Source organism: Rhodococcus sp. GB-02 (genome assembly GCF_053470465.1).
The window spans coordinates 571710-596116 of the sequence record NZ_JBPUKE010000001.1; the positions used below are offsets into that span (position 1 = coordinate 571710).

The following is a 24407-nucleotide window of genomic DNA, read 5'->3' on the forward strand; positions in this document are numbered from 1 at the left end:
GGAGTTCGCTCGCGGGTAATCTGCTCGTTTGGTCCCGGTAGAGTGCTGCACGGTCCGGGGGCTTCCTCTACAGTGCTGTCACGTAAGTGACTGGCGAGTAGGTTCGGTTTGTCCGAGTTTGTAGTCCGAGTACGACGTACGTGTCCATCACAGGAGATCGATATATGAGTTCCACCCACGGCAGCGATGCCCGACGCAAATTTCGGTTTGCGGCCGGTGGCGAGGGCAACGCCGAAGAGGGTGGTGCGCGACGCTTCGTCAAGCTTGCGCAAAAGGCCGAGGAACTCGGTTACGACTCGTTCATGATTCCGGACCACCTGGGTAATCAGGTCGGCCCGATCGCCGCTCTCGGAGCGCTCGCGGTGGCCACGGACAAGATTCGTCTCGGCACCGCCGTGTTGGCCAACGGCTTCCGACATCCTGCTGTGCTGGCGAAGGACGCGGCGACCATCGACGTACTGTCCGGCGGTCGACTCGAACTCGGAATCGGCGCAGGCTGGATGAAGGAAGAGTTCGACAAGGGCGGCATCGCCTACGAAAGCCCGGGCGTTCGCATCGAGAAGCTCGAGGAGTCCCTGCAGATTCTCGACGTTCTGCTGCGCGGACAGGAATGCACTTTCGAAGGCAAGCACTATCAGGTGCGCGGGCTCAAGGGCAGCCCACGACCACGGCAGGGCCCGCGGCCGCCGATCATCGTGGGCGGCGGCGGACCGAAGATGCTCGCTCTCGCGGCGAAGTACGCGGACATCATCTCGGTCGCCACACCGACCAACCGTGACGGGCGACTTCTGCTCTCCGGAATCACGATGGAAAAGACCATCGAACGTGTCGAGCGGATCCGCGAAGCTGCCGGCGAGCGTTTCGATGAGATCGAACTCAACTGGACCATCACCATGATCATGATCACCGACGATCGAGAGCAGGCTGCCGAGATGGCAATCGCCGCTCTGGACCAAGGTTTTCCGCCGAACATCGAAGTGGATCGTAAGCTGAGCGTGGAGGAGCTGTTGAACTCTCCCTACCTGGCTGTGGGCACTTTCGAGGAAATCGCAGACCAGATTCGACTGGTCCGTGAGAAGACGTCGATGTCGTACGTCGGGGTCTTCCCGACGCAGATGGAAGCGTTCGCCCCGATCATCCCGTTACTGGCGGGCGAGTAGGCCGGAGAATACGGACGATGCGAATCTGTAACATATCGATGGTTTGGGATCGATGAAGTGATTCAGGTGAGTTGCGCACAAAGTGCGATTCGATTGATCGAAGATGGACCCGAGAGAGCGAAGGAAGTCTGGGGCGCAAGCATGAAAGACAGTGCTTGTGTGATCGCTTCGGAGGAGATGGAATGAACGCGCTGTTCGATGGCTTTCTCGACGAGAAGGGCCAGATCCGCCTGCAACCAGGCTTCACGCTGGTCGACTACGTCGAGCAACACTCGCGTGTCAACGCGGACGAGCTCGCGTATCGGTACATCGATTACTCACGCGAGCGTGACGGTGAAGCCCTGGAGCTGACCTGGGAGCAGTTCGGCGTGCGTCTGCGGGCTGTTGCAGCCCGTCTGCAGCAGGTCACCAAGCGTGGCGACCGCGTTGCGATTCTTGCTCCGCAGGGGCTCGACTACGTCATCTCGTTCTTCGCGGCCATTCAGGCCGGTTCCATCGCGGTGCCGCTCTTCGATCCGGACGAGCCCGGTCACACCGATCGTCTCCACGCTGTTCTCGGTGACTGCAAGCCGACCGCGATTCTGACTGCCGCATCGTCGGCAGCCGGCGTTCGTCAGTTGTTCCGCTCGCTTCCCGCTGCCGAGCGTCCGCGCATCATTGCCGTCGACGCGATTCCCGACACTGTCGGTGAAACGTGGGTTCGCCCCGACATCGAGCTCGACGACATCGCTTACCTGCAGTACACCTCCGGTTCGACCCGAGTTCCCGCCGGTGTGGAGATCACCCACCGCGCTGTGGGAACGAACGCGCTCCAGATGGTCGACTCCATCGAGCTCAACGAGGACTCACGCGGCGTCACGTGGCTGCCGCTGTTCCACGACATGGGCCTGCTGACGGTCATCCTGCCTGCCCTCGGCGGCAAGTACATCACCATCATGAGCCCGCGTGCGTTCGTACAGCGTCCGTACCGGTGGATCAAGGAACTGGCTGCGGTTTCCGACGGCGCCGGCACCTTTGCTGCTGCTCCCAACTTCGCGTTCGAGCATGCTGCCGCGCGCGGTTTGCCGAAGGACGGCGAGACCCTCGACCTGAGCAACGTCATCGGACTGATCAACGGCAGTGAGCCGGTCACGACGTCGTCGATGCGCAAGTTCAACGAGGCTTTTGCTCAGTACGGTCTGCCAAAGACTGCGATCAAGCCGTCGTACGGCATGGCCGAAGCGACGCTCTTCGTCTCCTCGACCAAGCATTCCGACGAGGCCAAGGTCATCTACGTCGACCGCACGGAACTCAACAAGGGCCGCATGGTCATCGTCGATCAGTACTCCGAGAACGCCATCGCACAGGTCTCCTGTGGGTACGTCTCGCGCAGTCAGTGGGCGGCGATCGTCGATCCCGAGACGCTGACCGAGGTCCCCGACAATCACGTCGGCGAGATCTGGTTGCACGGCGAGAACATCGGCATCGGCTACTGGGGACGCCCCGACGAGACGGCCGAGACCTTCCACAACAAGCTGGACAATCGGTTGAGCGAAGACAGCCACACCGAGGGCACACCGGCGGATGCCAACTGGATGCGCACCGGCGACTTCGGTGTTTACGTCGACGGTGAGCTTTACATCACCGGGCGCGTCAAGGACCTCGTGATCGTCGACGGCCGCAATCATTACCCGCAGGACCTCGAGTCTTCGGCTCAGGAAGCCAGCCCCGCTCTGCGTCCCGGATTCATCGCTGCGTTTGCCGTGCCGGCCAATCAGTTGCCTTCTGTCGTGTTCTCCAACACGCATTCGGGTCTGAAGTTCGACGACGACGATTCCTCGGAGCAGTTGGTCATCGTGGCCGAGCGTGCTCCCGGTGCAGGCAAGGCGGATCCGCAGCCGATCGCGGATACCGTGCGTGCGGCGATTTCTTCCCGTCACGGCGTTACGGCCCGAGACATCCTGCTCGTTCCTGCCGGTTCGATTCCGCGTACGTCCAGCGGCAAGATCGCTCGCCGCGCGTGTAAAGCGAGCTATATCGAGGGAACGTTGCGAGGCGGCTATCAGCAGACCGCATTCCCCGATAGCGTTTGAGGAGCAGTCCCTTCATGATCGGTGGCTTGGTGAGTTGATGGTTGAACAAGATGGTGCGCAGAGCAAAGACGTTGTGAGCGAGATGAGCGTCGCGCAGTTGCGTGAGTGGCTTCGCAACTGGATCGCCGACGCGACCGGTCAGCCGGTGTCGACGATCACGGACGACCGCCCGATGGACGAGTTCGGACTCGCCTCGCGCGACGCAGTTGCGCTGAGCGGCGACATCGAGGATCTGCTCGGCGTCACGCTGACCGCCACGGTTGCCTATCAACACCCCACCATCGCTTCGCTGGCGACTCGGATCATCGAAGGTGAGCCCGAGGCGCCGGAGGAGACCATCGACGCGTCGTACTACGTCTCAGGCGCCGCGACGGACGCTCACGACATCGCCATCGTCGGTCTGTCCACACGATTCCCCGGTGCCGGGCACACGCCTTCGGACATGTGGGAAATGCTGGCGGCCGGACGCGACGGCATCAGCGACCTCCCCGAGGACCGCTGGGCCGAGTTCATGTCCGACCCCGCCATCAAGGCCGCGGTCGAGAACGCCAACACCAAGGGCGGGTACCTCGACGACGTCAAGGGCTTCGACGCCGAGTTCTTCGCGATGTCTCCGCTCGAGGTCGTCAACGTCGATCCGCAGCAGCGCCTCGCACTCGAACTCGCGTGGGAAGCCCTCGAGCACGCGCGCATTCCGGCAAGTGGGCTCAAGGGCAAGCAGGTCGGTGTTTTCATCGGCAGTTCCGCCAACGATTACCAGTTGCTCGCTGTCAATGATCCGACGACGGCGCATCCGTACGCACTGACCGGAACGTCGACGGCCATCGTCGCGAACCGGGTCTCGTACTTCTTCGACTTCCGTGGACCGTCCATCGCTCTGGACACCGCGTGCTCGTCTTCGCTGGTTGCCGTTCACGAGGCTGTGCGCTCGCTGCGCAGCGGTGATTCCAACATCGCACTGGCCGGTGGCGTCAACATGCTGCTGGCCCCTCCCGGAACCCTCGGTTTCGATCAGATCGGGATGCTCGCTCCCGACGGCAAACTGCGTGCCTTCTCCGCACAGGCTCAGGGCATCGTTCGCAGTGAGGGTGGTGGACTCGTTGTGCTCAAGCGTCTCGAAGACGCCGAGCGTGACGGCGATTCGATCCTCGCGGTGATCGCCGGATCCGCGATCAATCAGGACGGCCGTTCCAACGGTCTACTCGCACCCAACCCCGATGCCCAGGCCGACGTGTTGCGTTTCGCGTACCGCGACGCCGGCATCGTGCCGACCACCGTGGACTACATCGAGGCACACGGGACGGGTACCGATCTCGGTGATCCCATCGAGGCCGACGCGCTCAGCCGGGTCGTCGGTCGTGGCCGTGACGACGACAAGCCGGCACTGCTCGGCAGCGCGAAGACCAACTTCGGGCACCTGGAAGCAGCTGCTGGCGCCGCCGGCCTGATCAAGGTCGTTCTGGCGATGCAGGAAAACAAGATTCCCGCGACGATCAACTACCTGGGCCCCAACCCGCACATCGACTTCGAGAAGGCGCACCTGCAGGTGACGCCCGAGGCCACCGACTGGCCGCGTTACACCGGCAAGGCCGTCGCCGGTGTTTCCGGTTTCGGTTTCGGCGGAACCAACGCGCACGTCGTGGTCAAGGAATACGTGCCTGCCGACGCTGTAGTCGAGGAACCAGTTGTGGATGCCCCGGTTGTGGATGAACCGGCAGCAGAGGACGAGATCACGGTTGTGCTGGCCGTTTCCGGCGCGCTGCCTTCGCGTCGTCGCCGCGCAGCCGCCGATCTGGCCGACTGGCTCGAGACCGAAGAGGGAAGCAAGACGCCCCTCGCCGACGTCGCCCGCACACTCGCGCGTCGCAACCACGGACGCTCGCGCGCCGCTGTTGTGGCGAAGACGCGGTCCGAGGCCATCAGCTCGTTGCGCGCTGTCGCCGCGGGCAAGCCGGCCCAGGGCGTCTTCTCGGCCGACTCACCGTCGCCCAAGGGCGCGGTGTGGGTGTTCTCGGGCTTCGGCTCGCAGCACCGCAAGATGGCCAAGCAGCTTTACACGGAGAACTCGGCCTTCAAGGCAGCCGTCGACGAGGTCGACGCGCTGATCCAGGACGAGGCAGGCTACTCGATGGTCGAGATGTTCCTCGACGATTCGATCGAGTACAACGTCGAGACCGCACAGGTGGGAATTTTCGCCATCCAGGTCGGTTTGGCTGCGTTGCTGCGCCACCACGGGGCCGAGGCCGAAGCCGTGGTTCCGCACTCGATGGGTGAAGCCGCTGCCGCGTACGTTTCCGGCGGTCTGAACCTGGAAGACGCTGTCCGCGTGATCTGTTCACGTTCACGGCTGATGGGTGAGGCCGAGGGCGCACTTGTCGGTGACGACATCCGTCTGATGGCACTGCTCGAGTACAGCGCATCCGAGATCGAGGCGCTGCTGCCCACCTACCCCAAGCTCGAGGTCTGCGTTTACGCAGCTCCGACGCATACGGTGATCGGTGGACCGCAGCCGGACATCGAGGCGATCGTCGCTGCCGCCGAGGCCGACGGCAAGATGGCGCGTGTCCTGCAGACCAAGGGCGCCAGCCATACTTCGCAGGTAGATCCGTTGCTCGGCGAGCTCGCCGCGGAGTTGGCCGGTATCGAGCCGACCACGTTGAAGCTCGGCGTCTACTCGTCCGTCGACAAGGACACCTTCTACCGTCCCGGTCACGAGCCGATCCACCAAGAGGCGTACTGGGTCAAGGGTCTTCGCCACAGTGTGTACTTCACCAATGCGGTGCGCGGTGCAGTTGCCCACGGCCACACCACTTTTGTCGAGCTTGCACCCAACCCGGTGACGCTGATGTCGGTGGCGGCCACCGCTTTCGATTCGGGTCTGCACGACATGGAACTCATCCAGACGCTCAAGCGTAAGGAAGACGAGTCCGCGGGTGTGATTGCCGCTCTCGCGCAGCTGTACGTGCACGGTCATGCCGTGAACCTCGAGTCCTTACTTCCCGCAGGCGATTTCGCTTCGGTTCCGCGTACTGCGTTCCTGCGTAAGCCGTACTGGCTCGACATTCGTGTCAGTGCCGGTGGTTCGGCTCGCGTTCCCGGTTCGCACGTTGCCCTGCCCGACGGCCGCCACGTGTGGGAGGTCGACGCATCCGCGGTCACCGACCTGGCAGTGCTCGTGAGCGCTGCTGCCGGACAGGTGCTCTCGGATGTCGCTCTCACCGCTGCGGTTCCGCACGGTGAGCTGGCCGGTGCTGCGACGTTGACGACAACTCTCAACCCGCATCCAGGTGGAGCGTCGGTGCAGGTGCACGCTCGTGAAGGCGCTACGTTCCGTCTGCTCTTCGACTCCGTCGTCACGTCCGGTGAGCCGCTGCCCGAGCTGGTCGTCAGTGCGCCGGTCAAGACCAGTGCGCCGATGGAGACCCTGGCCGAGGTCGTCGAAGACGCCGGAGACAAGTGGGATCCGAACGGTTCGCAGAGCCTCGACGACCGCCTCAAGATCGTTGTGGCCGAGTCGATGGGGTACTCGCCGGAAGATCTTCCGGCCGAGGTTCCGCTCATCGAACTGGGTCTCGACTCGCTCATGGCGATGCGCATCAAGAACCGCGTCGAGTACGAGTTCGACATTCCGCAGCTCCAGCTCCAGGCAGTCAAGGACGCGAGCCTCAACGAGGTCAACAAGTACCTGCGTTACGCGATCGACAATCGCGAAGAGGTTCAAGCGATGGCCGACAAGCAGGCCGCGGAGAAGTTGGCGGCCGATGCTGCCGACGAGGACGTTGCTCCCGCCGAGGTGGCGGTGGAACTACCTGCCACTGCTCCCGTTGTGGCTGCTGCCGCGCCCGCTGATCCTTCGCGTGCCGGAACTGCCGACGACGCCGGCTCCGACGTTCCGCCGCGAGATGCGGCCGAGCGCTTGACGTTCGCGACGTGGGCCGTCGTCACCGGGAAGTCCGCCAAGGGTATCTTCAACGATCTGCCGATCGTCGGTGACGAGGTCGCCGAGAAGCTGGCGGCTCGGCTTTCCGAGCGTGCGCGCGGCGAGATCACTCTCGACGACGTTCTCGATTCCACCACCATCGAAGAGCTTGCGGACGTCGTTCGCCAGTACCTCGAGGACGACGGCAAGATCGACGGGCTCGTTCGTACTCTGCGTGCCCGTCCCGAAGGCTCCACTGCCGTACCGGTATTCGTCTTCCACGCTGCCGGTGGTTCGACGGTGACGTACGAGCCTTTGCTCAAGCGCCTGCCCGCCGGCACACCGATGTACGGGTTCGAGCGGGTCGAGGGCTCACTCGAAACCCGCGCTGCTGCTTACGTTCCGTTGCTGCGTGAGATCCAGGGCGACGGGCCGTACGTGCTGTGTGGCTGGTCGTTCGGCGGCGTGATGTCGTATGCGGTCGCGAAGTTGCTGCGCGAGCAGGGCGCCGACGTTCGTGTGGTCGGGTTGCTCGACACCGTGATGGCCGGCGAGGTCGTGCCGGATACCGAGGCGGAACGGCGCAAGCGTTGGGAGCGCTACGGCAAGTTCGCCAAGCGAACCTACAACCTGGATGTTCCGCTGCCGCTTGACGTTCTGGCCGCCACTGAGTCGGACGAGGACCAAATCCAGATCTTGATGGATTTGATCAAGATGAGCGGTGTGAAGATTCCCGGCGGCATCATCGAACATCAGCGGACGTCCTGGTTGGACGACCGTGCCATCCAGACGGCCGAGTTCAGCAGCTACGACGGCGACGTCGTGCTCTATATGGCCGACAAGTACCACGACGAGCTGATGACGCTCGAGCCTGCATTCAAGACCCGCAAGGCAGATGGTGGTTGGGGTGACTACGTGAAGAACCTCGAGGTCGTCTACATCGGCGGGGATCACCTGCAGATCGTCGACGAGCCGTACATCGCGAAGGTCGCGGCAGACCTCACCACAAAGCTGGCCCAGATCGAGACAGCCCAGACCAAAGTATCGGAAACCGGAGTTCAGAAGTGACGACAACCACCGCGGAGAAGCTCGCTGAACTCCGCGAAAAGTTGGAGAAGGCAAAGGAACCCGGCTCGGCTCGGGCCATTGCCAAGCGCGATGCAGCAGGGCACAGTACGCCGCGCCAGCGCATCGACATGTTGCTCGATCCCGGTAGCTTCATCGAGATCGGCGCCCTGGTGAAGATGGCGGGCGAGGACAACCCGTACAGCGACGGCGTCATGACCGGTCACGGAACCGTCGACGGGCGTCCGGTTGCCGTGTTCGCGCACGATCAGACTGTGTTCGGCGGTGCCGCCGGAGAGATGTTCGGCCGTAAGGTCGCAGCTGTCAACGATTTCGCGCTGAAGGTTGGTTGCCCGGTCGTCGGTATCAACGATTCCGGTGGAGCTCGCATCCAGGACGCTGTTTCCTCGCTGGCCTGGTACGCCAACATGGGTTCACGTCAGGAGCCCTTGTCGGGCCTGTGCCCGCAGATCTCGGTCATCCTCGGTAAGTGCGCCGGCGGTGCCGTGTACGCACCGATCAACACCGACGTCGTGGTCGCGACCGAAGAGTCGTACATGTTCGTCACCGGGCCCGACGTCATCAAGTCGGTCACCGGCGAAGAGGTCAGCCTCGAGGATCTGGGCGGAGCACGCAAGCAGGCGGAGTACGGAAACATCCATCACGTCGCTCCCGACGAGAAGGCGGCTTTCGACTGGGTGCGTGAGTACCTGAGCTTCATGCCGTCCTCGTGCCAGGAGAAGGCTCCGCTGATCAACCCGGGTCTCGAACCCGAGATCACCGAGTCGGATCTCGAACTCAACGCCTTCATGCCGGATGCCGACAATGCCGGCTACGACATGCACGACATCATTCTGCGGATCTTCGACGACGGCACTTTCCACGAAATCGGAGCCCAGGTCGCGCACAATGTGATCACCGGATTCTCCCGCGTCGACGGCCTGCCCGTCGGTGTAGTGGCCAACCAGCCCACGTACCTCAGTGGCGCCCTCGACGCGGACAGCTCCGACAAGGCCGCCCACTTCGTGCGCCTGTGCGACGCTTTCAACATCCCGCTCGTCTTCGTCGTCGACACACCCGGTTTCCTTCCCGGCGTCGATCAGGAAAAGGTCGGCGTCATCAAGCGCGGCGGGCGTTTCCTGTTCTCGTACATCGAGGCCACTGTGCCGAAGGTGACTGTGGTGGTTCGTAAGGCGTACGGCGGCGGTTATGCCGTCATGGGCTGCAAGCAGCTCGGTGCCGACATCAACCTTGCGTGGCCGACGGCACGTATTGCCGTGATGGGTGCCGAGGGCGCCGTCAACATCATGGGTCGGCGTCAGCTCGCCGAGGCCGGCGAGAACGCACCCGCGGTGCGTGCCCAGCTGATCAACTTCTACAACGAGTTCGTCGCAACGCCGTACATCGCGGCTGAGCGCGGATACATCGACGCGGTGATCGAGCCTTCGCAGACGCGTCTCGAAATCCGCAAGGCTCTGAAGTTGCTCAAGGACAAGACGATCTACAAGAACCCGCGCAAGCACAACTTGCTGCCGCTCTAGTACCTGAGAGGTACTGAATGGAGGGTTCGGTCTGGGGTTGGCTCAATAGATGAGGTTGAGTTCTAGCCCCGAATCAGAATTGTCCGATTCGGCACGTATCCCGTGACCGGCCGAGCGAACGAGGATCTGGGTGCGGTCGGCTCGGAACAGGTCATTCGAGCATTCGATGATTGTGCCGGCCGCGTCCCGCGCAGTTCGCTGAATTGAAATGAGTGGCGCGTCGGTGTGGACGGAAAGCAATCGAGCCTCTTCCGGTGTCGCCGAGGCTACTTCGAGTCTTTCCTCGCTGCTCACGACCTCGACTTGGTACTCACTTCGTAGAAGTTCGTAGACGGAGCCACCCAATGGCCGCTCCAGTAGCCCGGGGAAGCGTTGAGCAGGGAGCCATGCCTGCTCTATGGACAATGGAGTTCCGTCGGCGAAACGCAATCGGATGATGCTGAACGCCAGCGAGGCTTCGTCGTCGAGGCCGAGTCGGATTCGAACCGACTGTTCAGGGTTTTGCAAGACGGCCGACAGCACCTGTGACCCGGATGTCATCCCCTGCCTCGCGAGATAGGACGGCAACCCGTCAACTCGATCAAGGTCGCGCTCGAACTTCCGCTGCGCGATGAACGTGCCTCCAGCCCGGCCTGGTAGGCGATGCGTGATTCCTGCCTGGCACAGACCTGTCAGAACGCCCCGCAATGTGGATCGGCTCACTTGGAAGTGCTCGGCCAGTTCTCGCTCGCTCGGGAGACGATCCCCAGGTTTGAGAATCCCGGAACTGATGTCGCTCAGAATCTTTCGGCGAACCTGCTCGGCTACCGGCCCACCCATGCCAGTCGTCATCGGAATCGCCTCCCGCCCCGGCGCCGGAGTGCGGCACGTCCAACACCCATTCGCCAATCCCGCACACTGCTGGAGCCGCTGCGGTCTGTTTCGGCAGCTTATCGCATGGTGGGCGGTTGATCGGAGCTTCTAGCGTCTTGGCGGGGTCGAATGGTTGACCCTTCTGGGTGAGTGCTGAGAGAGGTGGACCAAACGCTGAATATTCTCAACCATCGGACATACCAAATTTCGATCCAATTGATATAACCGCAGTACATAGCCATGTAAAAGGTCTAAACAGGTCTTGTTTTGGTATGTTACGTGTGTCACACTCAGTCGATCGCAAGGTGCGCTGCGGCGACAGGTCGCAGTTCGAGTCGTCGAATCTGTTCGGCAAATACTGAGAGGACCTTCGTCGTGACCGATGTATCCGAGGCCGACGGTGCGGCCGCCGCCGGTGAGAACAAGTCTGGTCAGCCAGTCCAACGTCTGAAGAAGAATTCAGTCGGCCTCGCAGGTGTGGTTTTCATGGCTGTGGCGACCGCTGCGCCGATTACTGCCATGGTCGGGAATGTTCCGATTGCTATCGGCTTCGGCAACGGCAGTGGCGCTCCGGCGGGGTATCTGGTCGCGACCATCGTGCTTGGCCTCTTCGGAGTCGGATATGCAGCGATGGCACGCCATATCACCGCGACCGGGGCGTTTTACGGATTCATCAGTCATGGGCTGGGACGGGTACTCGGGATGGCCTCGGGGACGATCATCACGATGGCCTACGTGGTGTTCGAGGCATCTCTCGTCGGCATCTTCAGCTTCTTCTCGCACAGCACGGTGGAGAAGTATACCGGCATCTCCGTTCCGTGGATCGTGTTCGCTTTGGTGATGCTCGCGGCCAACGCGATCCTCTCTTACTTCGATATCAATTTGGCTGCAAAGGTTTTGGGAGCCTTTCTGGTAACGGAAATCTTGATGTTGGGACTGATGGCCGTTGCAGTGCTCGTTCACGGCGGTGGTCCGGACGGGTTCGCGGTGTCTTCGATCAACCCGGTGAATGCGTTCGAGCCTGCGGCAGGCGTCGGCGGTGCAGTGGCAGGTATCGGACTGTTCTTCGCCTTCTGGTCGTGGGTAGGCTTCGAGTCGACGGCAATGTACGGCGAGGAGTCGCGCGACCCCAAACGAATCATTCCGCGTGCAATTCTCCTGTCGGTTCTGGGAATTGGACTGTTCTACGTATTCGTTTCCTGGATGGCCATCGCCGGTACCGGTCCTGCCCGGGCCATCGAGTTGGCGCAGGATTCCTCGACTTCCAGTGAAATATTCTTCGGTCCGACACGTGATTTCGTCGGTGGTTGGGCCGTAACTGTCTTCGAGGTACTACTCATTTCAGGGTCATTTGCATGCGGAATGGCCTTCCATCAGTGCGCATCTCGATACATCTATGCGCTGGGGCGTGAAGGGCTGATTCCCGGTTCCGAAGGCTCCGTCGGTCGAACCCACCCCGTGCACGGGTCGCCACACATCGCGTCATTCGTCCAGACCGTCATGGCCACTGCGATTGTGATCGCCTTCGCGGTTGCCGGGATGGATCCGTACATCCACCTATTCGGGTTGTTGGCGATTCTCGGTACGATGGCAATCCTGATTGTTCAGTCGCTCTGCGCTTTTGCAGTCATCGGCTATTTCCATGTTTCCAGGAACCATCCGGAAACGGCCAACTGGTTTCGAACTCTTCTGGCTCCCCTCCTCGGAGGGTTGGGAATGCTGTACGTGGTGTACCTCTTGTGGGAGAACCGCAGTTTCGCGGCGGGTGCTGCTGCGGATACCCTGCTTTTCCGCTTGAGTCCGTACATCGTGGGCGGACTGTTTCTTTTCGGAATGCTCGTCGCAGTTTGGTACAAGTACCGAGCTCCTGAGCGATACGCCCGAATCGGGCGCATCGTCTTGGACGACGCACCCGAATCGGAACCGGAAGCGGAACCTTCGATCAACTGATCTTCATTTGGTATGACCAAATATGGCACGGCGGGCATGTTTTGTTGCGGGAAAGCCAGCTGACGTTCGAATTGTTATGTTGTGCAGCTTTATTGAGTCGTGCGATCAGAGGATTCAACTTTTTCTTGCCCATGCCATTGACTTTATTGGTCCGACCATTAATGATTTACATGTACACAGAGAGTCGAAAGCCCGAACGAATCGGGCCCGAGTCAGGACAGGTGGGATATGTACGACTACGGCTCATTCAGCTTCGATTCCAAGAGCGAAGTGCTGGAGAAGGCCAAACGGTACTGGAACCCCGACAAGACTCAGTTCTGGACCGACAGTGGCATCGATCTGGTCATCGGCCGACGCGAGGGTTACGTGCTGTGGGATATGGAGGGCCGCCGCCTCATCGACCTTCATTTGAATGGCGGAACCTACAACCTCGGGCATCGAAATCCGGAGGTAGTGGCGGCAGTTGCCGAGGGACTCGAGCTGTTCGACATCGGAAACCACCACTTTCCCTCGGTCGCGCGCACCGCACTCGCTGAAGCATTGGTCCAGACGGCTCCTGCAGGTCTGACGAAGGTTGCGTTCGCGTCCGGAGGTGGAGAGGCGATCGATATCGCGCTCAAAAGTGCTCGGCATGCAACGCAGAAGCGAAAGATCGTATCGATCGTGAAGGCTTATCACGGTCATACCGGACTTGCGGTAGGCACCGGTGACGATCGGTTCGCGAAGCTCTTCCTCGCGGATCGACCGGACGAGTTCATTCAAGTGCCGTTCGGTGATCTGGATGCAATGGACAAGGCCTTGTCTGGCCGTGACGTTGCGGCGGTGATCATGGAAACGATTCCGGCGACGTACGGATTTCCACTACCGGAGCCGGGCTACCTCGAAGCGGTCAAAGCGATGACAGAAGCGTACGACGCTCTGTACATCGCAGACGAGGTGCAGACAGGACTGATGCGTACCGGTGAACTGTGGGGTATCACCAAGCACGGGATCGATCCCGACATCATGGTGACCGGTAAGGGAATTTCAGGCGGTATCTACCCGATCGCGGCTGTGCTGCTCAGTGATCGGGCGGGGCAGTGGCTCGAGCAGGATGGCTTCGGCCATATCTCGACGTTCGGTGGCGCCGAACTCGGTTGTGTCGCAGCGCTTAAGACACTCGAGATCACCACCCGCCCACAGGTGAGATCGATGGTGCATTACATATCCGAACTCATGGGTGCCGGGCTTCGCAGAATTCAAGATCAATACCCCGGGTGGTTCGCCGAGATTCGTCAGAACGGAGTGATCCTCGGTTTGCGATTCGATCACCCCGAAGGGGCGAAGTTCGTGATGCGCCAGTTGTACGAACTGGGAGTATGGGCAATCTTTTCGACCTTGGATCCGCGTGTGCTGCAGTTCAAACCAGGCATTCTGATGTCGCGTGAGCTATGCGAAGACGTCCTCGATCGCGTTGAAGTTGCTGTCGGACGAGCACGCGACGACGTTCACAACTCTGACCGGAGGGCAATCTGATGAGTACGGCTTTTGCCGGACATATGCTCGAACGCGCCGTTTGGGCCGCCGAGTCATTTGCCACCTACGACGCCGACTCGGTGGGTCGTATTGCGCAGGCGGTAGCCGACGCGGCATACGAAGCGTCTGGGCACTATGCCGAATGGGCGGTTCGCGAGACGGGGATGGGCGTGGTTGCAGACAAGGTTCGGAAGAATCAGGCCTGCTCACGCGGAATCCTCGAGTTCTACCGTGGGCAAGATTTTGTCAGCCCCAGGGTGGGCGAGCTCGACAAGATAGTCGAGATTCCGCGCCCTGCCGGTGTCGTGCTTGCTCTCACTCCTACTACCAATCCTGTTTCGTCGGTGTACTTCAAAGTGCTGATCGCGATGTTGACCCGAAATGCCATCGTGGTTGCACCACATCCGAGGGCAAAGCTGTCGTGTGCGGATGCGGCGCACATGCTCAGTGCTGCAGCGGTGGCAGCGGGCGCACCGGACGGCATCATTCAGGTGGTCGACGAGCCGACGATTCCGTTGATGGAAGCGCTGATGTCGGACGATCGAACCGACGTCATCGTGGCAACGGGTGGGTCCAGCGTTGTCCGCGCGGCTTACTCGTCGGGCAATCCGGCTCTAGGGGTGGGTCCGGGCAATGTCCCTGTGTTCGTGGACGCCACCGCGGATGTGCGTTTGGCCGCACAACGAATCGTCGACAGCAAGGCTTTCGACAATTCTCTTCTGTGCACCAACGAATCCGTACTCATCGCCGAGGATTCAGTTGCGGATGGTTTGGCGCGCGAGATGCAGCGTGCGGGGGCTTACTTCCTGGATGTCGACGATGTGAATCGACTGCGCGAGTACATGTTTCCCGACGGCCACCTCAACGCGGACGTCGTCGGCAAGGATGCAGTGTGGATCGCGGACAAGATCGGACTGAGACTGACCGCGAAAACCAGACTGCTCGTAGCTCCGTTCGATGTTGTTCGCTCGGAAGAGGTTCTGGCGCACGAGAAACTGTCACCGGTGATCGGGATGGTGCGGGTCCCTGACGCTGATCGAGGTGTACGAGCTGCGCGGGCAGTGGTCCGTATCGCCGGCGCCGGTCATTCTGCGGCAATTCACAGCGAGAATTCGCACACGATCATGAACTATGCGGCGCTGGTGCCGGTGCTGCGTATTTCGGTGAACGTCGGGAACAGTACGGGTAGCGCGGGACTCGACACGAATCTGGCTCCATCGATGACGATCGGTACCGGATTCGCCGGGCGCAGTTCGATCGGTGACAATCTCGAGCCGAAGCATCTACTGAACTGGGCTCGCGTCGCCTACAACTCGGACGAAAGTGTCCGCATGGCGAATCTTTCGGGTGTCGAAATCTGGCAGGTGCCGGCCGGCGCCGTGCCGGTTTACCCCATCGCTTCGAATGCTGCCCCCGGGTCGGGAGTGGCTGTGCCGAAATCGGTTCCGCAGACAATCCGCGCTGACTCGCCTGTTCGAGGTTCGTCGAGAGATGCGGATCGACTCCGTGCAGAGCTCCGTCGGATAGTCGTCGAAGAACTCTCCCAACTGAACAAGAGGTGACCCATGGCTGAACTTCGATCGTTCATTTTCATTGACAGGCTGCAACCACAGACGATGTCCTATCTGGGTACCTTCATTCGTGGAACGCTTCCGCGGGCCGATTCTGCCGCTCAGATTATCGAGGTTGCGCCAGGACTCGATATCGAAGGCATTACCGACGTTGCCCTCAAACACGCTGATGTGCAGGCTGGCGTCTTGGTTGTCGAAAGGCAATTCGGGTACTTGGAATTTCACGGTGAAACAGGGGCGGTGACGTCTGCCGCAGACGCGGCGCTGGACGCACTCGAGGCGACCAGATCTTCTGCGATCTCGCCGACAATTCTCGCTTCGAAGATCATTTCCAGTATCGAACCGCAGCATGCGTTCCTGATCAATCGCAACAAGATCGGATCGATGGTGCTGGCTGGAGATTCGCTGTTCGTTCTGGAAGTTCAGCCTGCCTCATACGCGATCCTGGCCACGAACGAGGCAGAGAAGGCAGCCGACGTCAAGGTGGTCGACTTTCGCATGATGGGTGCAACTGGTCGAGTGTATCTATCGGGTAGTGAAGCAGATGTGCGGCAGGCCGCCGAGGCAGCTCAGAGTGCTCTGGGAGGTGAATTCTGATGAAATTGCCTCCGCCCGAAGAGCTTCGGACTATGATTCGAGAGATCGTCCGGGAAGTCGCACCTGAGATCCCGAATAAGCTCACTCCGAGTAAACCCGCCCCGAGCAAGCCCGCCTCACCTCAGCTTGCTCCGGCGCCGACTGGTCCGATGGCTGCCTCTCATCGAAACAAGACTGAAGCAGTGCGGCTGAGCACCAGCGCCGAACTGCAGACCTTCGTGTTCAAGCTGCTGGAATTGTTCGAGAATCCGAAATCGCGGCAAGACCTGCGGGCCGGCCGATTGAAATTCACACTCGCCCCCGGCTCGAAGGCAGCGGGACCAACATCGGCAGTTCACCGTATCGACGAGGGTGTGGTGACCGAGCGGCACATAGCTCGCTTTGCAGAATCCGGTGCGCGCCTTGTTCTCGGGCGCAAAGCAGTGATAACCCCGCTGGCTCGCGAGAAGGCACGCGCACTCGGGGTCTCATTCGAAAAGGAGCGCTGATGATTGCCGCAGTTGTCACGGGAAACATCTGGTCGTCGCGACGCATCGACGGACTGCCGAACGGCGCGCTTCTGCGCGTCGAGGCTCTGGAGTCGGGCGACCGATTCATCGCGTTCGATGTACTGGGTTCAGGTGTCGGCGAGCACGTCCTCGTTGCGCAGGGCTCCGTCGCATCCAACTGGTTCCCCGGCACACCACCACCTGTGGACGCTCTCGTCATCGGATCGATCGATCGAGACGCCACACCCGAAGTTCCCCCGAACTCCGGTCACTGACCGGATCGTGATCCTCCTGTCTGCGTACCTCGCGACAGAACCGTCAACAAAGGAGTCGACAAATGTCCAGCACAGCAATCGGAATGATCGAGACCAAGGGATTCGTTGCAGCGTTGGCGGCCGCCGATGCAATGGTCAAGGCAGCAAACGTCACCATCACGGATCGGCAAGAGGTCGGCGACGGATTGGTAGCGGTCATCGTCACCGGTGAAGTAGGGGCGGTGAAGGCCGCCACGGAGGCCGGCGCTGAAACAGCCTCTCAGATAGGCGAATTGGTGAGCGTCCATGTGATTCCGCGTCCGCATGCCGAACTAGGTGCGCACTTCTCGGTGGTCTCCAAGTAGCTCGGTCGCATCCGTTAGGCCCAGCAGGATCAACGTCCTGGCAGGATCAAAGTCTGAGGAGGAGGCACCTCGGTGTCCGCACAAGTGCAATCAACAACGGATATCCGCGTCTACCTGATGGTGCATGACCTGCAACGTCAGTTTGCGGCGTACATGGGTACACCCACTCGCGCGCGTGGGTACCCGCCGTATGAGCACGATTACGCACTCATCGTCGAGGTGTCACCAGCTCTGGCGATCGAACGCGTGATGGACCTCGCGCTGAGGGCGGTTCCTTCCGTCGAGCCCGGGATACTTTACGTGGAAAGGCAATTCGGAGTTCTCGAGATTCATGCGAACAACCTCGCCGATGTGGAACGTGCGGGTCAGGCGATCTTGGACGGCACTGGTAGCGAGGCAGCTGATCAGTTGCGACCGAAGGTGCTCTACCACGACGTGATCGAGGACATCACGGATCAGCATGCGGTGATCATCAATCGGAACAGACAGGCATCGATGGTGATGCCTGGGCAGTCACTGCTCGTGTACGAAATGACCCCGGCGCTGTTCGCGACGGTGGCTGCCAACGAGGCCGAACGCGCAGCTCCGGGAATCACTCTCGTAGACGTGCAGATGATCGGTGCAGCCGGACGGCTGTATATCGCAGGATCGACCGAAGAGGTGACGTCGGCCCGAGACAGGATCACGGACGTCTTGGCAGGTATCGAAGGCCGCGAACACGGCTGAGTCAGTTTCTGAGAGGAGAGGAGGACCACCTGATGTTTGTCGAAGGTGCGGGATCGGCCGAAGATCTGGTCGCAGATCGTGCGATCAAAGAGTACACGTTCTCGCGAGATGCGCAGTGGCGCATGATCAATTTGTCGGAAAATGCGACCTACCTGGTCGAAGACCCGGGGACAGACTCGGGTGGAATCCTCCGCGTGCATCGGGAGGGTTACCACGATGCGCAGGCGATCGAGTCAGAACTGGATTGGCTCGATGCCCTCCACGAGGAGAACATCGTTGATGCCTCCAAAGTGATTCGAACATCGGACGGGCGTCGAATCGTGACGACGGAAGTTTCCGGACGAACGCGGCATGCCGTCCTTTTCGAGACGATGGGTGGCTTGGAGCCGGATGAAGCGGGAATTTGTGCGAACGACTTTCATACTCTCGGAGCGGTGACAGCGAGACTTCATTCTCATTCGAAGCGTTGGCGCAAGCCGGCGGGTTTCGCTCGCTTCTCCTGGGATTGGACCAATACACTCGGCGAGGCACCGCGGTGGGGGCGCTGGCAAGATGCCGTCGGCATCGGGACCAACGAGATTGCGACGTTGGAGCCTGCCGTGGAATTGATTCACCGGAGGTTGGAACGATACGGGCAGGGCCCGGACCGATTCGGTCTGGTGCACGCAGACCTCCGACTGGCGAATCTTCTCGTTGATGCAGATCAGGTCAACGTGATCGATTTCGACGATTGTGGTTTCGGCTGGTTCCTGTACGACTTCGGTACCGCCGTGTCTTTCATCGAGCACGACCCGGCATTGCCGCGTTGGCAGGAAGCGTGGTTGTCCGGGTACCGAACCGTCGCGGAATTGTCCGACGAGGACGAAGACATGCTCGCTACATTCGTCATGTTGCGCAGGATGCTCCTGGTGGCCTGGATGGGTTCCCACTCGCATTCCCAAGAGTCGCGCACCAAGAGTTCGAGTTATGCAGCGGGAACGTGCGATCTGGCGACCAGATACCTCGATTCCGCCGGTTCCTCACTCGAACGAACCGGTTCTGTTTGCTGACCGACTAGTCCCGATCAATCAACTCTGATGAGGTCCAAATGTTCAACTCCATTGAAGGTCGTTCGGTCGTCGTCACCGGCGGTAGCAAGGGCATCGGCTTGGGAATGGTCCGGGTGTTCGCGCGCGCAGGGGCCAATGTGCTCATGACCGCGCGAGACGCTCCGACTCTCGAACGTGCGGCGGAGGGTTTGAACGATCTTCCTGGCACCGTCTCCACACTTCAAGTCGACGTCACGAATCCTGACTCCTTGGCCGGTATGGCAGAAGTTGCGGCTGAGCGACACGGGGGAATCGACGTGTTGTGCGCGAACGCTGGGATTTTCCCGTCGAAGCGGCTGGGGGAGATGACCTCGGAGGACATGGACAGCGTATTCGGTGTCAACGTCAAGGGCACCATCCACGCCGTGCAAGCGTGCATGCCGTGGCTCGAAACTTCCGGGCATGGAAGGGTCGTCGTGACATCTTCGATCACCGGACCCGTGACCGGTTATCCGGGATGGTCGCACTACGGGGCAAGCAAGGCCGCGCAGATGGGCTTCATCCGAACCGCTGCCATTGAGCTGGCCCCGAAGAAGATCACGATCAACGCCGTCTTACCCGGCAATGTGATCACCGAGGGACTCGACGGTTTGGGACAGCAGTATCTGGACGAAATGGCGTCCAGTGTCCCGGCCGGCAGTCTGGGCAGCGTCGAGGATATCGCCAATGCCGCACTGTTCTTTGCCCTGGACGAAGCCGCGTACATCACCGGTCAGTCGTTGATCGTGGATGGGGGACAGGTCCTTCCGGAGTCGGCGATGGCGCTCGGCGAAATGTAAGACAAGCGACGACGGATTCACCTGTCCCCGGTGAATCCGTCGTCGGCGCGCACGGCTATTATTTGGTCAGACCGAATACCCGCCATGTTCAGGAGGCTGCCCCATGGGTGCGCAAACTGAGGAGGTTCGGCGGCGTATCGTGGCCGAGATCAATTCCGGAGCATTGCCTCCCGGGTCGCGGCTCGGGAGCGAGCGGGAACTGGCAGAACACTACGGAGTCAGCCGCTCGAGTCTTCGGCAGGTTCTTGCTGCATTGGAGGAAGCCGGGGTCGTTCGTCGAGCGATCGGGCGTTCCGGCGGGACGTTCATCAGTCATGCAACGGTCGAGCGAGATCTCTCCGGTGTCATCGGGTTACCCGCGTATCTGGCGAGCCAAGGATACGTGGCCGGCAGTAGAATCCTGTCCACTCAAATGACCGTTCCCGACCGAAGCGCGCGAGATGCGCTGGATTTGGGCGAGGACGAGTTCGTGATCGATATTCGGCGCATTCGGCTCGCCGACGGGTCTCCCATCTCGTTGGAACACGTACAACTCCCGGCTGGTAGGTTTCCGGGCCTATTGGAGCGTCCTCTCGGCGGCTCGCTCTACGAATTGATGGAGCAGGCATACGGTTTGGTTCCCGGTGCGGCCGAGGAGCAAATCGAAGCTGTCAACGCCACCACGACTGAGGCGTCGGTACTCGGCACCCGCGTTGATGCTGCTCTGTTGTTGATCACGCGCACCACCCGAGACCAGTCGGGCATTCCGTTCGAATACTCACGTGACCTGTTTCGCGCTGATCGAACTCGAATCTCGGTCACTGCCCGGGGATCGGCTGGACGAACAGAGGCAACAACCACCGTCCTGGAAGTTCGAACCGACTCCGAATCCTGAGTTCTGTTGTAATAGAACGAGATAGCGTCGGATTGCGTGATCCGGCTGCCGGTCGGTACCGAAGCCCTGGTGGATCCACGTGGGGGCTGCGTGTCGGACAATCCAGGGATCCGTTGTTTGACGGATGAACGTGTCCCGTTAGGTGCACATCTGGGGTCGAGTTGCTGATGTTGCGTGACCTTGTTCACATCTAGTCTTTGTCTACTCGCGGCGAATCTGCTGCCGCAGTAAGTATTCCGTCTACGAATGCACGGGACTCTTTCTGGTTCAAGTCGATTCACTTACATTCCAGGAGCACATGGTGAGCAATCCCACGGAGTTGTCCGAACCCTCATCCGAAATGGCAGCGAAACGTCGCGCGTTCGACGCTGTCGATGCGTTGGCTGAGGACATGGTCACAGTGTTGTCGGAGATCATCGCTATTCCCAGCGTGAATCCGAAATATCCCGGCCAGAGCTACGACCAAGTCGTAGGTCTGGAGGGCAAAGTCAGCAACGTGCTGTCCGAGATCTATCAGGACAGTGGCGCCGATGTGGAGAGATGGGAAGTCGAGGCCAAGCGGACCAACGCTGTGGGGACTGTTTCCGGCTCCGGTGGCGGGCGTTCGTTGATCTACAACGGGCACGTGGACGTCGTACCTCCGGGAAATGTTGCGCGGTGGGAATCTGGAGACCCGTTCTCTGGCCGAGTCGACGGTGACCGAGTGTGGGGGCGCGGCGCAAGCGATATGAAAGCAGGGCTGGTCGCACAGGCTTTTGCGGTCAAGGCACTGCAACGTGCCGGCATCGCACTTCGTGGCGATCTGATCATTCAGGCGGTTGTCGGGGAAGAGGTCATGGACCACGAGTGCGGGATCTCGTCGACCCTGGAACGCGGGTATCGGGCTGATGCTGCTGTCGTGGCCGAACCGAGCGGTCCGACTCAACTCGGCGTAATCCCGGTGACCCCAGGTCTGCTCTGGTTCTCGGTGACAGTGGCAGGTAAAGCTACTCACTCGTCGATGCGTGGTCAGACGATCAGAGCCGGCGGTGGCGGGTCAAAGGTCGGCGTCAACGCAATCGACAAGGGGTTTCTCGTCTTTCAGGCACTCCAACGCCTCGAGGAAGAATGGGCATTCACGAAGACACACCCGCTCTTCGCTCCCGGGCATTTCTCGATTCATCCCGGTGTGGTGACGGGTGGTCCACACGGAGTGCTTGTGCCGTTCATCCTTTCGGAATACATGACCATCGAGTACTGCGTTTGGTACCCACCTCAGGACGACCCTGAAACAGTCAAGCAGGAGATCGAGGCGCAAATCGAGTCGATAGCGCGGACCGACGGCTGGCTGCGGGACAATCCGCCGACCGTCGAATGGAAACTCAGTTGGCCGGCGAACGACCCGGGAGAGTCGGCAGCTGAGATCACCCAAGCGATCTCCCAGGCACACATCGCTGCCGCGGGTGGGACACGGTTTGGCGGTGCGCCAACCGTTGCCGGGTTCTGTGCGGTTGAGGATACTTCTTTTCTCACAATGGCAGGCGTTCCCGCGATCAGCTACGGCCCCGGCGACTTGCGGGTGTCTCATGCAGATGACGAGTACTGTCTGATTGACGAAATTCAGACTGCTGCCAGAACTTTCGCCGCCCTCGCGATCGACTGGTGCGGACTCGAGGAGCAGGCAGAATGAAAGAGTTCATTCGGCAACTCGAGCCGCGAACAATTCATGTGACATTCGGTTTCCTTTACGGCATAAGCCTTCTGCTTGCGCTGTTTCCTCCGTTGTATCTCGCAGCAAGTGGCGTCTCGACACGAATCTTGGGGCTGCCGTTCAGTATCTTCTACTGGCTCTTCGACGGGTTGTTGGTCGGGCTGAGTCTGTGGGCGCTCTATCTGGTCGAAGGCATCAGGGGCGAGCTGGACGAGGACTTCGCTGTGGTATCCGGCCCCTCCGTTGGGTCACAGAGTTCGCCGACTGGAGAATGACATGTTGATCATGCTCGGAATGTTGACAGTCTTCTATGCTGTCGTCGTCTATATCCTTTACGCCACCAAGCGCAGCGAAGCGCCGTCCTTCACCGAGTATTCGGTGGGTGGTCGCAGCTATGGTCCATGGTTCGTCGCGATGTCCTACGTCAACTCTTGGTGGCCGGGTGCGGTTTTCATCGCCTTCTTCGGTTTGGCGGCTGGTGCCGGAGTATTCGGATTTTACGGACTGGCCTACTCGGGGCTCGGCGTCGCGATGATGTATTTCATGGCCACGAAGGCCTGGCGATGGGGAGCTCGATACGAATTACGTTCACAACCAGACCTTCTCGGACTGCGGTTCGATTCGACATTGGTCAAGAAGATTGCCAGTGTGATCGGCGTGGTGTCGTTGTTCCCGTGGGTGGTGCTCGGAATGCAAGCGCTGGGACAACTTCTCGAAGTTGCAAGCGAAGGCAAATGGTCCGTCACAACCTGCCTGTTGGTCGGCTTGGCGCTCATCGTCGTTCGCCAGATCTGGACAGTCAAGATGGGCATGCGGGGGCTTATCATGACCGACCTGTTCCAAGGGATAGTCGCTTACGTAGTTGCCGGATTGGTGTGTCTGCTCATGCTCGTCGGATTTGGTGGATCACCCATCAGCTTCGGGGCGTTGGCGGAACTGCCGGTGGAGATGTTGCGGGTACCAGGCGACGGCGACGCATACGGGCCCTTCTACCTGTTTGCACTGATCTTCACTGGCGTTGTCGGATCACTTTGTTGGCCAACAAGTTTCCAGCGTATCTACACGGCATCCGGAGTGCGAGCAGTCAAGGCGGGCACAATCCGCACCGTCTTGATCTCGGGGGTCTTCTACAGCTTGTTGATGCTTGTGGGACTCGCTGCGTCGACCATTGTAGAAGTGCACGAGGTGCCGCAGAATGGTTGGTTCACCCTGATGTACCAATACGGTGGAACATGGATGCTGGGACTGGCGGTCACGATTGTTTTCGCAGCATCGATGGGGCATATCGACGGCAGCGTCCAGGTGTGCGGTCTTCAGATTGCAAACGACATCATCAATTCGGAAAAGCGTCCGCTCTCAGATCGACAGCTGACGGCAGTTGCAAAGTCCAGCATGGTCGTATTCATGGCGGTCGCCGGCGTCGTCGCGTATCTCACGTTCGACATGGCTCGTTTGCAGCTCCTTGCTCAGATCTCTTACCAGGGGATCGTGCAATTGTCGATTCCTCTGTTTCTGGGACTCTTCTGGCGCGGTGGTAACAAGCACGGTGCAGTTGCCGGCATGCTCTCCGGGTTCAGCGTCGCGGTGATTTTGACCTGGATCTACCCTGACGACATTGCGGGCCTTGGCGGGCTCACCGCAGGTATAGTCGGAATGGCAGTGAACCTCGTTGTCTTCCTGTCGGTCTCGGCGATCACTGGTCGGACCGACGCAGATCGTCGTCGCGTCGATACCCTTTTCGAGGCCGGTCGGAGCCCGGTCCGTGTGCGACAGGACGGGGCACTGCGAGCGTCCTGACTGCATGCCGTTCGCACAGGCATCGCCTAGTTCTCACTATTCGGTCGGAGTCGCTGTTCGGAGTCCGTTTCGCGGAATCCTCGGGCAGCGGCTCCGGCCGAGTG

Annotated in this window: 19 protein-coding genes; 18 read left to right on the forward strand and 1 reads right to left on the reverse strand. The window is 60.5% G+C overall.

Translation table 11 applies throughout. The annotated features are described in order from the left end of the window. Window positions 1-164 precede the first annotated feature (164 nt). The 4 genes from ACSW29_RS02745 to ACSW29_RS02760 all read left to right on the forward strand — a co-directional run bounded on the left by ACSW29_RS02745 (window position 165) and on the right by ACSW29_RS02760 (window position 9757). Window positions 165-1160: an LLM class F420-dependent oxidoreductase gene (locus ACSW29_RS02745; RefSeq protein ID WP_347875736.1), complete on the forward strand. Its 996-nt coding sequence runs from the start codon at window positions 165-167 to the stop codon at window positions 1158-1160. Window positions 1161-1342: 182 nt separating this feature from the next. Next, window positions 1343-3232 (forward strand): long-chain-fatty-acid--AMP ligase FadD32, encoded by a 1890-nt coding sequence (gene fadD32 / locus ACSW29_RS02750; RefSeq protein ID WP_317826660.1) that lies wholly within the window; start codon window positions 1343-1345, stop codon window positions 3230-3232. A 37-nt stretch (window positions 3233-3269) separates the two neighbouring features. After that, on the forward strand, window positions 3270-8219 hold the full coding sequence (gene pks13, locus ACSW29_RS02755) for a polyketide synthase Pks13 (RefSeq protein ID WP_448276373.1): 4950 nt from the start codon (window positions 3270-3272) through the stop codon (window positions 8217-8219). Continuing rightward, window positions 8216-9757, forward strand: coding sequence for an acyl-CoA carboxylase subunit beta (locus ACSW29_RS02760; RefSeq protein ID WP_317826658.1), 1542 nt, complete (start codon window positions 8216-8218; stop codon window positions 9755-9757). The genes pks13 and ACSW29_RS02760 overlap by 4 nt, the downstream gene beginning before the upstream one ends. Before the next feature lie 42 nt (window positions 9758-9799). On the opposite strand, the gene ACSW29_RS02765 is transcribed toward ACSW29_RS02760, so the two are convergent. Further along, window positions 9800-10588, reverse strand: a complete 789-nt coding sequence (locus ACSW29_RS02765) for a GntR family transcriptional regulator (protein ID WP_448276374.1) — start codon at window positions 10586-10588, stop codon at window positions 9800-9802. Between the two features lie 396 nt (window positions 10589-10984). On the opposite strand from ACSW29_RS02765, the gene ACSW29_RS02770 reads away from it, so the two are divergent. The 14 genes from ACSW29_RS02770 to ACSW29_RS02835 all read left to right on the forward strand — a co-directional run bounded on the left by ACSW29_RS02770 (window position 10985) and on the right by ACSW29_RS02835 (window position 24303). Continuing rightward, a complete protein-coding gene (locus ACSW29_RS02770; protein WP_448276375.1) occupies window positions 10985-12559 on the forward strand; it encodes an APC family permease in 1575 nt (524 codons plus the stop codon). Between the two features lie 228 nt (window positions 12560-12787). After that, entirely contained in the window at window positions 12788-14074 is a 1287-nt protein-coding gene (locus ACSW29_RS02775) for a class-III pyridoxal-phosphate-dependent aminotransferase (protein ID WP_003943881.1), read from the forward strand. Beyond that, window positions 14074-15636, forward strand: coding sequence for an aldehyde dehydrogenase family protein (locus ACSW29_RS02780; protein WP_448276377.1), 1563 nt, complete (start codon window positions 14074-14076; stop codon window positions 15634-15636). Before ACSW29_RS02775 ends, ACSW29_RS02780 begins: the two co-directional genes overlap by 1 nt. Window positions 15637-15639: 3 nt before the next feature. Next, window positions 15640-16242 (forward strand): BMC domain-containing protein, encoded by a 603-nt coding sequence (locus ACSW29_RS02785; RefSeq protein ID WP_003943811.1) that lies wholly within the window; start codon window positions 15640-15642, stop codon window positions 16240-16242. A gap of 149 nt (window positions 16243-16391) precedes the next feature. Continuing rightward, entirely contained in the window at window positions 16392-16730 is a 339-nt protein-coding gene (locus tag ACSW29_RS02790; protein ID WP_448276379.1) for a hypothetical protein, read from the forward strand. Further along, entirely contained in the window at window positions 16730-17005 is a 276-nt protein-coding gene (locus tag ACSW29_RS02795) for a EutN/CcmL family microcompartment protein (RefSeq protein WP_448276380.1), read from the forward strand. The genes ACSW29_RS02790 and ACSW29_RS02795 overlap by 1 nt, the downstream gene beginning before the upstream one ends. Before the next feature lie 62 nt (window positions 17006-17067). Next, window positions 17068-17349 (forward strand): BMC domain-containing protein, encoded by a 282-nt coding sequence (locus ACSW29_RS02800; RefSeq protein ID WP_003943829.1) that lies wholly within the window; start codon window positions 17068-17070, stop codon window positions 17347-17349. A gap of 117 nt (window positions 17350-17466) precedes the next feature. Next, complete coding sequence (locus tag ACSW29_RS02805; protein ID WP_050794046.1) at window positions 17467-18075, forward strand: microcompartment protein; 609 nt, start codon at window positions 17467-17469, stop codon at window positions 18073-18075. A 32-nt stretch (window positions 18076-18107) separates the two neighbouring features. Further along, a complete protein-coding gene (locus ACSW29_RS02810; RefSeq protein WP_347875743.1) occupies window positions 18108-19124 on the forward strand; it encodes a phosphotransferase enzyme family protein in 1017 nt (338 codons plus the stop codon). Window positions 19125-19162: 38 nt separating this feature from the next. Further along, window positions 19163-19942: a 3-oxoacyl-ACP reductase FabG gene (gene fabG / locus ACSW29_RS02815; RefSeq protein WP_347875744.1), complete on the forward strand. Its 780-nt coding sequence runs from the start codon at window positions 19163-19165 to the stop codon at window positions 19940-19942. A gap of 103 nt (window positions 19943-20045) precedes the next feature. Beyond that, window positions 20046-20816: a GntR family transcriptional regulator gene (locus tag ACSW29_RS02820; protein WP_347875745.1), complete on the forward strand. Its 771-nt coding sequence runs from the start codon at window positions 20046-20048 to the stop codon at window positions 20814-20816. A gap of 301 nt (window positions 20817-21117) precedes the next feature. Next, complete coding sequence (locus ACSW29_RS02825) at window positions 21118-22485, forward strand: ArgE/DapE family deacylase (protein ID WP_448276382.1); 1368 nt, start codon at window positions 21118-21120, stop codon at window positions 22483-22485. Continuing rightward, complete coding sequence (locus ACSW29_RS02830; RefSeq protein WP_347875747.1) at window positions 22482-22781, forward strand: hypothetical protein; 300 nt, start codon at window positions 22482-22484, stop codon at window positions 22779-22781. Before ACSW29_RS02825 ends, ACSW29_RS02830 begins: the two co-directional genes overlap by 4 nt. 1 nt (window position 22782) lies before the next feature. Further along, the gene (locus ACSW29_RS02835) at window positions 22783-24303 is read left to right on the forward strand and encodes a sodium:solute symporter family protein (RefSeq protein WP_347875748.1); all 1521 of its coding nucleotides are present in this window, start codon (window positions 22783-22785) and stop codon (window positions 24301-24303) included. Window positions 24304-24407 lie beyond the last annotated feature (104 nt).